This window comes from Treponema lecithinolyticum ATCC 700332, assembly GCA_000468055.1.
Classification (GTDB): domain Bacteria; phylum Spirochaetota; class Spirochaetia; order Treponematales; family Treponemataceae; genus Treponema_C; species Treponema_C lecithinolyticum.
In genome coordinates this window covers 34243-47905 of record KI260571.1, presented here as the reverse complement: position 1 = coordinate 47905, position 13663 = coordinate 34243, and the positions used below count along the sequence as shown (strand labels likewise).

Annotated in this window: 7 protein-coding genes and 1 tRNA gene; 6 read left to right on the top strand and 2 right to left on the bottom strand. The window is 46.7% G+C overall.

Annotated elements, in window-relative coordinates:
* Nucleotides 1–49: 49 nt before the first annotated feature.
* A tRNA-Ala gene (locus HMPREF9193_RS10365) sits at nt 50–123 on the bottom strand.
* Between the two features lie 95 nt (nt 124–218).
* On the opposite strand from HMPREF9193_RS10365, the gene HMPREF9193_RS10360 reads away from it, so the two are divergent.
* On the top strand, nt 219–2639 hold the full coding sequence (locus tag HMPREF9193_RS10360) for a patatin-like phospholipase family protein (RefSeq protein ID WP_021688095.1): 2421 nt from the start codon (nt 219–221) through the stop codon (nt 2637–2639).
* 15 nt (nt 2640–2654) lie between these two features.
* Here HMPREF9193_RS10360 and HMPREF9193_RS10355 read toward each other — a convergent pair whose 3' ends face one another.
* On the bottom strand, nt 2655–3551 hold the full coding sequence (locus tag HMPREF9193_RS10355) for a bifunctional 5,10-methylenetetrahydrofolate dehydrogenase/5,10-methenyltetrahydrofolate cyclohydrolase (RefSeq protein WP_021688094.1): 897 nt from the start codon (nt 3549–3551) through the stop codon (nt 2655–2657).
* Between the two features lie 115 nt (nt 3552–3666).
* On the opposite strand from HMPREF9193_RS10355, the gene HMPREF9193_RS10350 reads away from it, so the two are divergent.
* From HMPREF9193_RS10350 to HMPREF9193_RS10330, 5 genes are all read left to right on the top strand, one after another.
* Nucleotides 3667–4446: a TP0733 family outer membrane beta-barrel protein gene (locus HMPREF9193_RS10350; RefSeq protein WP_084604402.1), complete on the top strand. Its 780-nt coding sequence runs from the start codon at nt 3667–3669 to the stop codon at nt 4444–4446.
* Nucleotides 4447–4461: 15 nt separating this feature from the next.
* Nucleotides 4462–5484, top strand: a complete 1023-nt coding sequence (locus HMPREF9193_RS10345) for a hypothetical protein (RefSeq protein ID WP_021688092.1) — start codon at nt 4462–4464, stop codon at nt 5482–5484.
* Nucleotides 5485–5504: 20 nt separating this feature from the next.
* Nucleotides 5505–7955 (top strand): AAA family ATPase, encoded by a 2451-nt coding sequence (locus tag HMPREF9193_RS10340; RefSeq protein ID WP_021688091.1) that lies wholly within the window; start codon nt 5505–5507, stop codon nt 7953–7955.
* Nucleotides 7956–7988: 33 nt separating this feature from the next.
* A complete protein-coding gene (locus tag HMPREF9193_RS10335) occupies nt 7989–8618 on the top strand; it encodes an adenylate kinase (RefSeq protein WP_021688090.1) in 630 nt (209 codons plus the stop codon).
* Between the two features lie 80 nt (nt 8619–8698).
* Complete coding sequence (locus tag HMPREF9193_RS10330; protein WP_040848271.1) at nt 8699–13627, top strand: flagellar hook assembly protein FlgD; 4929 nt, start codon at nt 8699–8701, stop codon at nt 13625–13627.
* Nucleotides 13628–13663 lie beyond the last annotated feature (36 nt).

Sequence of the window (13663 nt, the reverse complement as noted above, 5' to 3'; positions counted from 1 at the left end):
GTGTAACACCTTGCGTGTAATTTTTCAAGGCGAAAAAAACTAATAAAATTGGAGATGAGGGGACTTGAACCCCTTACCTATTGCATGCCATGCAATCGCTCTAGCCAGATGAGCTACACCCCCGAATGATTTATGATAACAAATACAGTGCCGGTCTGTCAAGCGTTTAGCGGATTTTAAGTATTTACATAGATAAATCCTTATCATATAATCGTTTTATGACAAAAAGAGAAAAAATCCTAACTGTAACACTGTGTATTTTATTATTTTACCGCACATTAGCGCTTTCGGCAGCCGAAACGGCAAAAACCGTAAAAACACGGCCGAGTGTAGCGCTCGTATTGGCAGGCGGCGGTGCGCGCGGATTTGTGCACATCCCCTTTTTAGCGCTTATAGATGAACTGGGTATTCCGGTAGATATGATAATCGGTACAAGCGCGGGCGCCATTGTCGGCGGTTTATACTGTGCAGGATACACGCCGGATGAAATAGCAAAAGCCATCGTCCACTTGGATTGGATGGATATTTTCCAAGACGAAGATATGTCCCCGTTTGAAAACGCACTGGAAGCTCACAGTTCCGCAGCAAGCATAGCTGCTTTAAAGCTGGGCACCAATCTTTCCTTAAAATTGGGAAAAGGGTTTTTAAGCGGACAAAAAGCATACGAAAAATTAAAATCTTTAACTGTAAAGATTCCGTCTTACATAGACTTTGACAGCTTACCTGTTTCGTACCGGGCGACGGCAACCGATTTGCTTTCCGGAGAACTGGTAGTATTCGACCGGGGCGATTTGGCTGAAGCTATGCGAGCAAGCATGAGTATTCCCGGATTTTTTGCACCTTTTATTATAGATGGTAAAAATTATATCGACGGCGGCGTGCGGGAAAATCTGCCTATAAAAGAAGCACGGGATTTAGGCTACGATATCGTTATTGCAGTTGAAATTTCGGTGCCGCTTATCAGCGATGCGGGACGTTTTGAATCGAGTCCGTTGATGGCGCTGTCCCAAATGGTGTACATACAACAAAGAGCAAACGGCAAAGAAAAATACAAGCTTGCCGATTTGGTTATGTTTCCGGATTTAGACGAATTCAGCACGGTGGATTACCTTAAATCTGAAGAAATTTATAAACGAGGTCAACGTGAAGCCGAGCGCTACCGATCAGCTTTAATCGAAATTAAACAAAAGATTTTTGCGCACAGTCCGCTAAAAAAAGACGAGCAGCATACGCCGGCAAAAGAAAACGAAAAAACGTCTGCGGCAAGCGCACGCACCGAACACACCCAAAACGAAAATTCCTCCTTTACGTTTATCGAAAGCCCTGCCGCAACGGAAAAACCCTGCGAACACAAAGCCCGCTACACGCAGCTTTCTTATTCAAAAATCGATACTTTAACCGTAAACGGTGCAAAAGCTGCAGACAAACGGTATATACAGCAATTATTCGACAAAACACCGAACAAAAACTTGGACGAAAAACAATTTGCGCGTTTAACTGAAGCGTTGTACAATACGGGCAATTACACAACGGTTACTTCCAGAACAAATATACGCAGCGGCAAAAAAACGCTTGAATTAAATCTAAGCCCCAAAAAAGACGAAAACGGTTTGCTTTTGTTGGGGGGAACGTTTGCAGGAACGATAGCTTCCGATATGTCATCCCGCCTCAATTTGTCAACCGATTTGCAGTTCCGCGGCTTAAGCGGTACCGGCTCGGTGCTTTCGTTTAAAATCTCCGGAGTAAACGGAGCAGCTTTGCAATTTATGCTTTTTCAGCCGCTAGGTCCCAAAACTTTTTTTAAACTGCACGCATATACTGCAGCTGAGCCGGAGTTTTTTTCGCCGGGCTTTAATTTTCATCCGATAGACGGAACTTTTATACGACGCAGCGGCAGTAATTTCAGTATAGGAATTTTATTTAATTCACAGCACACATTGGTAAACAGCGCGGGCATACACGGCTTTGATACGCGCCAAGCCCTTATACAAAACCGTCTAGCCGGCTATCCCAAATACGCTGATACCAGTCTCGACTTTGCAGGCGATATTTCCTCTTCTTATATATACAATAGCTTAAACAGTTTTTCTTTTCCCACCCGCGGCGTTTTTGCAAGTTTACGCGGTCAAACGGTTTTTCCGATTGGAGAAGAATATGAAATCCGCGCTTTTGAATTGCTACAAACCGACTTAAGTGCAGCCGTTCCGCTTTCTTCATATATAAGTATTTTGTGTAATGCAACGGCAGGAATATGCCCGTCCGAACAACTGTACCGCCTACCCTCTTTTGTTCCCGTATACGGATTCAATACAAACGACCGTTTGTTTTTTCCGCACGTTACGGGCAAAAAAAAGCACGGTATACACAAAGGCGCACTCTCCCTTTCTTTGCAAATTCAGCCGTGGCAGCAGCTGACTATACTGGGCGGACAAATGTTTTTTGCAGTTAACGGGTCTACCGGTGCAGTGGAACAAAGTTTTCGCGATTTTAAAACTTCGTCTTTGGAGTGGCAAACGTCGGTTTCGGTCGGCATACGGTTAAAAAATATGTTCGGGGCAAAATTATGCTTGGGCGCGGGAAGTTCGGCTGCCAAAATATCGCCGTTTATATCATTTGATTTTGGAAGTTTTATACGCTGACGTGCTCTATGCTGCTCAGCAAAAAGGCACAGACTTTGCACCGCACGCTTTTTGGGCTGCCGCAAGCGTATTGTGCAGCAGCATGGCAATCGTCATAGGGCCGACGCCTTTCGGAACCGGCGTAATCGCGCCTGCCGTTGTAAGCGCATGTTCAAAATCCACGTCGCCTGCCAAACGGAAGCCGCTTTTTTTACCGGAATCCGCTATACGATTTACGCCCACATCTATAACGGCAGCTCCCGGCTTTATCATATCGGCACTTATAAAACAGGGTTTGCCTACGCAGGCTATCAAAATGTCGGCACTGCGCGTAAAAAACGGCAAATCGCGCGTACCGCTGTGGCACAAAGTAACGGTAGCGTTTATTTCTTTTCGCGATAAAAGCGAGGCAAGCGGCTTTCCTACAATATGCGAACGTCCTACAATTACCGCATGGGCGCCGTCGGTTGCAATGCCGGCTTCTTTAAGCAAACGCACAACTCCCAGCGGCGTACAGGGCACAAAACAATCCTGCCCCGTAAGCAATTTGCCGGCATTAAGCGGATGAAAGCCGTCTACATCTTTATCGGGATTTACAGCATAAATAATACGATCGGAGTTAATATGCGCCGGAAGCGGCAGCTGCACTAAAATACCGTGCACACTGCAATCGGCGTTCAAAGAATCGATTACGCGCAAAAGTTCGTCCTCGCTTACCGATGAAGGCAAACGGATACAGCGGTCTTCCATTCTCGCTTCTTTTAAAGCTTTTTCTTTAGCTGCAACATACGAAAGACTTGCAGGATTATCACCGACCAGTACAACGGCAAGACAGGGCGTTATGCCTTTTTGTATGTATTCCGCCGTGCACTTTGCAATGTGCAAACGAAAGCGTTGTGCAATCTCTTGCCCGTCTATAACCCGTGCGCTCATTGTAACTCATTCCTTTAATTTCTGTTTACTATATACGTGATGATGGACATTTGAAGCCTAAACACGTTATAATAAACTATACCTATTTTGCGGTTTTATTTCTACAGGAGTACGTATGAAACGCTTATCCTCATTATTATGCATTCTCATGCTGTTAACACTGGGCGCAGTTGCAGAAAATGCGGACACAGGTGCAGGTAATACCGGTGTACAAAAACCGAATACAATGGACGGTGTTCCCGCCGAAACCGCACACAAGGATGCCGGCAAAACATACGTGAATGCCGAAGAAAACGGCACAGCCGGCGAAAAAATCAACGTGCAGCAAGATGAAGATGCCGCCTTTGACAGCACCGCTGAAGAACAAACCGGTGCAGATGCAGCAGCACAAAACGATGACGAACAAAAAAATATCGTATACAAAGCAAATCAAAGCGGCGATCAATATATAATACTTAAACTGAATGTGGATATCCCCTACCGGCCGTTTAAACAGCTTTTGGTAGGCGGTTCGGGAACAATAGGCTACCACCGCTTTGTAACCGAAAATTTAACGCTCGGCGGCGGTTTAAGCTTCGGCTATTCCAAAACCATCGGCAGCAACGTTTTTTATTTTGTGCCTATTTTGTTCCGCGCAGGATGGCAATTCACTGCCGGTAAATTTGAAATTCCCTTGTCGCTGGGAATAGGCGGTTCCTTTGAAAATTATATTGACCGAACTTACTTCGGCTTTACTTTGCACCCCGACGTTGCGGTGTTTTTCCGCTACAATACGTCGTGGTCGTTCGGCTTGCACACCGGCGTGTTTATTTTACCGCAGTGGTATAAAAATACGGAACATAATTACACCGGTATTATTCAGGACATAGGTTTAACTGTCCGCTATCACCTTTAAAAAAAGGGAAAACGTATGCATAAAAAAAATCGTTCGGCTTTTTTTATTATATCCGCATTATACGGTGCAAGTTTGTTTGCAATCGCGTTTATGTTTAGCCTTTTTTCGTGTTCGCATGAGCCGATTTTTTGGGCTATAGACCGTGAAATAAAATTGCGCGAAGCAGATGTAAAAGGCAATGTGTATTCCATTATATTGCACAGAAATCACCTTTATGCAGCAAACGGAAGAATTTATGCCAAATCTTTAAATTCGGAAGGCGGCTGGGAAACATTCCCCCAACCCGACGGCTATATCTCAACTCTAGCTTCCGGCTCAGACGGCACCAACGCGTATCTGTATGCACTGGCAATGCAGCGCGACGAACAGCAAGTATGGGTACTCGGAACAAGCGGCTGGCAAAAAATTGAAGGCGCATCAAGCGACAGCCTTTTAGGTTCCAAAGCGATTGCCCTGTTCGATAACGGAGGCAATGCTGCCGGAACCAACGCATATATACGCGTTAACGGCAAAGTGTATAAATTAAATGGAATAAATCCGGTTTCATCGTTGGGAGCGAATATAACGAACAATGGTGCATCAGATAAAACGGTAGCCTGCGCACACTTGAGTGGCAATGATTGGTTTTCGGACACGGTATCGATTTGTAGTACAAACGGCATACCCGCCGCGAAGCTGTATAAAGCGTCCGGCAAAACAATAAGCTACAGCACCGACGGCACAAACTATACGTCTTCGGTAAGTACCGGCGAAACGATTACTTGCATTGCCTACGATAAAGCAAATAAGCGCTTAATTGCCGGCACAAAAAAAGGTTTGGAAGCTATTTCTTTGAACAGTGCCGGAATACCGCAAAGTGCCGGAACGCTCGAAAGCAATGCCGAAGCCGCTTTAGGCACAAGCGAAATCTTTTCCGTAGCTTCTTTCGGCGATGCGGACGGGAACGCTTTATACGCCGGAGCCGGCAAAGAAAAGACGACAAAAACCAACGCGCTGTGGGGCTATTACCCGTGGCGCGGCAATTGGAATTACGAATAAACAACAGGTAAGCGGCTGCTATGGATTTGTTTGAAGCTGCACAAAGCACTTCGGTAAAAGAAGGGCCGCTTGCCGCCCGTATGAGACCGCGCACTTTAGACGAATATATAGGACAAGACCACATTGCCGGAAAAGGCCGGCTTTTGAGGCGCGCCATAGCTGCAGACAGGCTTTCTTCGGTTATTTTTTACGGACCGCCGGGTACGGGAAAAACAACGCTTGCACGGGTTATTGCCAATCACACTAAAAGCAATTTTGTAACGCTTAATGCAGTGCTTACCGGCGTTCAGCACATCCGCGATGCGGTCGCAAAAGCCGACGAGCAGCGCAGTTTGTACAACCGGCGCACCATTTTATTTGTAGACGAAGTGCACCGCTGGAATAAAAGCCAACAAGATGCCTTGCTGCCGTGGGTAGAAAACGGCACGATAATCCTCGTCGGTGCCACAACGGAAAACCCTTTTTTTGAAGTAAACAAAGCTTTAGTAAGCAGAAGCCGCGTGTTTCAATTACTGCCGCTGACCAAAGACGACCTTGCAAAAGCAGCCCATGCGGCATTAACCGATAAAGAACGCGGGTACGGACGCTGGAATGTTGAATTCGAAAGCGGCGCTTTGGAACACCTTATAGATACGGCAAACGGAGATGCACGAAGTTTACTTAACGCATTGGAACTTGCCGTTGAAACAACTCCGGAACGCTGGGCTCCCGAAGAAACACCGTGCGCTCCTGTCGAAGGCAGCCGCATTTATATCAGCTGCGAAACGGCTGAACAAAGCATTCAAAAAAAAGTGGTATTGTACGACCGCGACGGCGATTACCACTACGATATAATCAGCGCATTTATAAAAAGCTTACGCGGACGAGATCCGGATGCTGCAATGTACTGGATGGCGCGCATGCTTGCCGCAGGAGAAGATCCGCACTTTATATTCCGCAGAATGCTTATCAGCGCATGCGAAGATACCGGTCTTGCCGACCCGCACGCGCTCGGTATCGTAGAAAGCTGCGCCGCCGCATTCGATCGCATCGGATTGCCGGAAGGACGCTTTATGCTCACTCAAGCGGCATTGTATTTGGCAACATGCGAAAAATCGAACAGCACGCTGTGTTTTTTTGACGCTTTAAAAACGGTTGTACAAGAAGACGCCGAAGTGCCCAACCATCTAAAGGATGCCAGCCGGGATTCGGAAGAATTGGGACACGGCAAAGGTTACTTATATCCGCATGCCTATAAAGACCACTGGACTGCGCAGCAATACTTACCCGACAATTTATCCGGTAAAGTATTTTACAATCCGAGCGGACAAGGCTATGAAAAAACCATTCGGGATGCGGTATTAAGCCGACGGGAATTGCAAATCGCCGCATTGTTGGAAAAAACCGGCAGCGCATATACGGATGAACCGAACGGCGCTGCAAATCCGGCACAAGACGGCGCTGTCCCGCTTGCATCGCAAAAACACGGTGAGTTTTGGAAAGCGCGCAGCGAATCGGAAAGAAGCGAAACTTTGCGTTCCATCCGCGATTATATATTAAGTTCATGCACAATTGAAAAAAACAGCCGCTGTTTGGTAGGCGATGCCGACGACGGACTTTTATTGTGGGAGTTAAACCGAAAAACGCCGGACGGTTTTACTGCAGGGTTATGCAAAACGGAACAAGGTTTTACGGTATTAACACAGTATGCATCGACGCTTGAACAGCTGCAGCGCCCTGTACTTATTCCGCTGTCCCGCAGCGGCTCCTTAAAAGAAGCGCTCAAAGACGGCGTATTCGGCGATGTTTTGTTCGATTGCATTTTTTACCGCAACCCCGTAACAAAAAAAGAAGATATCGAAAAATTGTGCGAAGAAATAACAGCCCTGCTGCCGTTTACGGCACAAAATGCCGTTATCGTTATCGCTCAAAAAATTCCTGCACTGTCGCAGCGCTTAAGCGGTCTTTTAAAAGACAATTGTTCAACTCCGTCATCCCGTAAGATACCTAAGGCAACGACATCCGCCGCTGCCGGTAGCACCGACGCTGACACAAACGGCAATAGCGGCGCCGACAACGGTGAACCGCTCTTGGCCGGCAGTACCGGCGAACAGCTCGAACGATTGCTTGAAAAAGCCGAACGTGCGGAAAACGAATTTTATACACAAGATAAAAATCCGCTTTTTGCATGGAACGAAAAAACCGTCGAAAAAAAACTGCTCGTGTGTATGCGTGAAGCTGCACACATAAAAGTACAAGCTGCGAATGCACACATCAAAACGGACATTAAAATAATCAGCGAAAAACGGCGTATATCGGCAGAAACTGCAGAACTGTGGTTCGACCCCGAAAAAAGCTCCTACGGTCGTTTTTTACACGGAGCATTGGGCAAAGACGCTTACGCGCAATTCCGCCGCCTTTTTGAACAGCGCGCAGCTTCCGGTGATTTTGAGTGGCAATCCCGTGTTGCTTTTTTTACCGTAACGTGCTAAAGTACCGGCAGCCCCAAAGAAACAGGAGCCCTTATGAATTTTATTTTTTTAGGCCCCCCCGGTGCGGGAAAGGGAACTTTAGCGGCTGCGGTTTCAGCCGCATACGGCATACCGCATATTTCCACAGGCGAGATTTTTAGAGCCGCTATAAAGGCAAAAACGCCGCTGGGCAAAAAGGTACAAGCGATCATCGATTCAGGAGCCTTAGTCGGAGACGACATAACCGTAGAATTGGTACGTGAACGGCTGGAGCAAAAAGATACGCAAAACGGCTTTATTTTGGACGGCTTCCCGCGCACTATAGCGCAAGCGCAAGCGTTAGAAAAAATTGCGCACATCGACGCGGCAATCAATTTTGACATAGACGACGATGCCGTAGTAGAACGTTTATCCGGACGCCGCGTATGCCGAAGCTGCGGTCATAACTTTCACATTACTTTTATGCCCCCCGAAAAAGAAAACATCTGTACGCACTGCGGCGGAGAATTGTACATCCGCGACGACGATAAAATCGATGCTATAAGCAACCGCTTAACAGTGTATCGCGAACAAACGGCGCCGTTGATAGACTTTTACCGTACAAAAAACTTGCTTACCGATATCGACGCAAAGCCTGCAACCGAAACCGTTTTACTCAGCTTTAAAAAGGCTTTTCCGCTTTAAACTTGACTTTTTAAATAAGCCGACACTGTCAAAAGCGGAGCTTGTACGAAAAATAAAAACCGTGCTATACTATGGAGAATATGAAGGTTTTTAGAACGGTTTTATGTGTTTTTACCGCTATTTTATGCGGTACCGCCGTATGGGCACAAAACTATACATGGATAGGCGGGTCCGGCAACATTACCGATCTTACAAATTGGTCTCCGTCTTTACCTTCGACAACACCCATAAACACATTGCCGACAGGCACTTATACCGTTAATTCTGGTAGTCCTTATTTGGCAGCAACGGTGTCCTGCGAAATAAATGTAAGCCTTAATATAAAATCCGGTGCCGTTTTAGATTTGCGGGGAAACGGTTTTTCCGGCAATACTCCGGTTATAAATGTATCGGGCAAATTAAAACTATACGGTACGAGTACACAAAAAAATCTGTTTCTTTTTTCTTATATCGATTTAAAATCGGGCTGTACCGTCGAATACAGTGAAGGTTCAACAGATGTTGTATACGAAGGTCCTTATGAAAATCTTATTGTAAGGCGAAGCATAAATACAGGATCTTTTCTTACGGTAAAAGGTAAAACAACTATACAGCACGGCGCCCCCGTAACGATAACCGCACCGACTCAAAATTATAAAGGAGCGGTTACGCTCACTGCCGATACGAATTTTACGGCAACGAGTTCTCTTACCTTTGAACAACATGCTTCCGTTGTAACAAACGACAACAATACGCTCAAGTTTACCGGAAACGGAAATGTAACGGCACAAGCCGGTATAACGGCAGGCACCATAGACGCAAGCGGAAGCTCTCTTTTTACCGTACAAAATCCCGTTACCGCAAAAAACGGCTTAACGGTAAAAAACTTTGTTGTGCAAACTTCGCAAGTAAAAGTTGAAAATGGTGATATCGATATAGGCGGATCAACCCAAATACATACTCCGACGCCCGTCAGCCAAGTTAAAATTACGGCAAAACGGCAAACATATCATGGAGCTCTCACTATCAGTGCAGCCGATACCTATTTTAACGGCGAACAATCCCTTACTTTTGAAAACAACGCAGCCATACATGCGGCGCACAATACAATTACTTTAGTATCTTTAAGCGGAACCATATCGACAAAAGCACAAATAACCGGCGGAACCGTTATTGTAACAACAGGAACCGGAACCATAGAAATCAAAAATCGAATAACAGCCGCTGTTTTACATGCCGACGTAGCATCGGGAAAATTAATAATAAAAGGTCACATAAAACTAAACGATAAATTCGAACAAACAGGAAACGGCAGAGTTCAAATAGGAGCTCCGATTACCGATAACGCCGCAATTCCCGCAGAACTTCCCGGTCATAAAGTATTTTTTAATTCAAAAAACATTTATTTTACGGATACTGCAACTTTGGATCCTTCACATATAACCAAGCCCGCAGACTGCAATATATTTATCGGAACAAACCTTACTTTAAAGAATTCTCTGAGTTGTGCCAATTTTGTGCTGTTCAACGGAACGGTTACGTTTGCCCCTTTAAGCGGCGGCATTACAACGTCGGGTGACATAGCTCTGTTTGGAAACGGTTATATCGCTTCCGACACGGAGTCGGGGGTTGCAGACCTGTTTACCTATCATAACAGCAAGAGAACGGGAAAAACGGCAGCGCCTTCCCTCGATTGGAATTCCGTATTCCCTGCAGGAAAACTTCCCGACGGCGAAACTCTTGCCCCCGGCTTTGGCGGAGCATCTTACAGCGGCGCTTTTTCCGATTTAAGCGGTAAAACCCTGAGCGTCGGCAAAAACTTTTATGCCAATAAAATGAACTTGGCAGCAAGCGGAGCGTGGACGCTCGCTATTCCGGACAACGACAATGCAACATCCGCCTTTGCCGAAGCGTATTTTACAACGGTACAAAACTGCACTGCAGGTCCCGGATGGGTAACCGCAGCTGAAGGATGTACAGGCGGCGGCACAAACCCAAACTGGGATTTTAACCGCCCGACCATCGTACAAGCCTACACCGTATCCGATGACACAATCTATGTGAAATTCAGCGAACCGATTGAAAACAGCAACAATGAAATTTCCAAAGCGCTTGCCAATATAAAATATCACAACGGTGTACTCGCCTTTAGCGAAGCCCGCATAGTCAAAAGTGACGGCACCCCGGATAATACTGCAGCAGGTTCAACCGACGGAAAGGGAGACATCGACAAATTCTTTTTACGTACCAACGGTCTGCGATGGAACACGGATGCAACGGGTACTTTTGCGGGAAACGGTGACAGTACCGACCGCGGAAGCTGGAAGGGAAATCAAACACCGGAACACAGAACTGTAACACCGAACTTAAACATACCTAAAGCACTCAATGACCTTTACGAAACGCTGCGCGACGCACATAAAAACCGCATCCAGCATTATAACGGAAGCGGAAAGTTTACCGGAATAACCGATAACTGCCCGCCCGTTCTTGCCGCCGTATACACGGGACAAGAACAGCACACACAAAACCCTGCAGCTCAAGCGGATTGCGACGCACACAATTTTATTGAATTCCGCTATTCGGAACCGGTATTTATCGGCGGAAGCGGCACAACGGAAGACATTGCTCACGCCACCGTAAATCAACACGTAAGCTCCTCTCTCGGCGAAATTACAAATTTGGGAAACAGCGGTTTAAAGATTGCAGGCTTGGCGACAATCGCTGCTGGAACTCTTGATGCAAGTATTTTATTCCCCGCATACCAGCACTTTCCGCAGCAGCCGCACGCTTTGTACCGCAGGTTTGTAATTTCTTCTGCACAGCCGCCTGCAACACTGCCTGCTCCGGCAAACCAAGAATGCCGCTTACGCATTTCCATTGCCGGCTATACCGCAGGATCGGTAACGGTTAACGGAAAAACGTGTAAAAAATGGGTCGGCTGCATAGAAAATGCGGTAACCCCGCCAGCAGGCACTCAAGTAACAATCTTAGCTTTAGGCGGCAGTGACGGCGGCGTAAGCATACGTGCCCGCAATAATCAGCAAGAACTCGACCGCAGCGTTCAGCGCACGGTAAGTACGCCCGCAGGAAGCAATTACGGTCCATGGGATACCTCTGCTCCCGTGTGCGCAAAAGCTGCAAATACACAGACGGATTGGACAAGCTCTTCAGCTCAAAAAGAAATAACCGCATATTCTTCCTCTTCACGCTTTGCCGATAAGATGGAATTTCACTTTTTCGACAATACTCCTTCTTACACCACTTCCGAGCCGTGGTGGAAAACGCCTAAAATTGCAAAACCCGCTCCGGGATGGAGCAATAATAACAACCGCTACGACTCTTACGGCGGTTCCCGCCTTACCGGAAGCAACCGCACAACGGGCGGCATACGCGCATGCACGCTTACCGACGGAACAAACGTAACAGTTGCACAAGCTTTTAGTTTTAGCGCCGACACGAGCGAATTTAATACGGAAGTGCAAAAATTTTCAGACACAAGCGTAACGGTAAACCAAAAAACGGAAAACGAAGCGCTGTACGGTCCCATTCCTACCTCTCCTGCAGGATTTTCGGACAGCGACACGTTGTATTTGCAATTTAAACTGAACCATACCGGCACTTTTCCGGTAGCTGAAACATTCAAAGTCAAATACAACGCAAACGCAACAACAGGCCGCATAACCGACCTTGCCGGAAACAGAATGAAAGGTTTTGATTTCGGCGACACCGGTTCCATAAACGCAGCGCCGCCGAATATAGGATTAACGGTAGCCCCGGTCGGAACAAACCGGATGTTTGTATTGTTTACTTCTCAGCTAAACACAAGTGCTGACGTATTGGCAAAAATTCCGGGCAACCTTGAAATTACCGGAGCCGGAACATTACGCGTCAACGAAGCCATTCCTGCATCCGTTGCTGCGGACACTCAAAAAGGAACAGGTCTTATCGTTTTTCTCAATGAAAATGTGCCGTACGGCGCACTTCAAAATGCACAGGTAAAAGTTAAACCGGATACCTCTCATACAATTTCCATTGAACCTAAATTCGGCGGCTTTCCGTCAGTTGCAGGTCATGCGCACGCGCTCAGCGATTTTGCAGTAAACGTCGTTCACCCGCTGTACGCTTTCGACAACAAAAAATTGGACGACGGCACATCGGGTTTTATAACTCAAGGGCTGTACGGAACAAACAGTCATGCCGCGCGCTTGTTCGATGGTTCGGGTGCTCCTGGCAACACCGTACTCGAAAAAGAAGACATTACGTTGAATGTTGCGATTGAAAATGCCATAGGCGGTGCTCCGCCCTTAACGCCAACCGTAGGCAAACTCAAATTGTATATGGATAACACACCCGATGAAGACTCTGTAGCAATCGAATTCAATGCGCTCACCGGTTTAAACAGCCGTATATGGCTTCCGACAATTTTACCGTCCATCAGCTCTAAAGCAAACAGTGCGCTCAGAGTTTTCACAAAAACTTTGAGTGCTTCACAGTGTGCTTTTACATTGCTTAACCATCCTTCAAATATAGCGCATACGGATTTTTTAGGATATCCTGCAAATTCGAGAGTAGGTTTTTTATTTGGTTTACAGGACAGCGGAGGCTCACCTATTACCATCGACCACGATGCCGACGGTTCAACGCCGAACGTTCCGCTTTATGCCCTGCGCTTAAAAAATCCGGAAGATCCCTCATCGATCGATTTGTGGTCATTGGATATTTCCGCAATAAAACGCCAGCGCGGCGGCGTAAGTATTTTGAACAACGTTATAAACACAAACGTAAGGGAAAACACCGTTATAGAAGTGGATATGAGCCGTTCCGGAACTTTAAGCATTACCGTTATAAGCCTTGACGGAAACGTAGTAAAAATACTGCATTCAGGATATGCCGAAGAGGGCAAACACTTGTATCGCTGGAACGGCACAAACGCGAGCGGAGATTCCGTTGCGCGCGGCATGTACTTTATCCGCGTTGCAGGACCGGATATAGACGAAACGCGCAAAGTAATGGCGGTTAGCGACTAAACCGATAAAAACCGCGCACGGTAGCGCGCGGCGTGC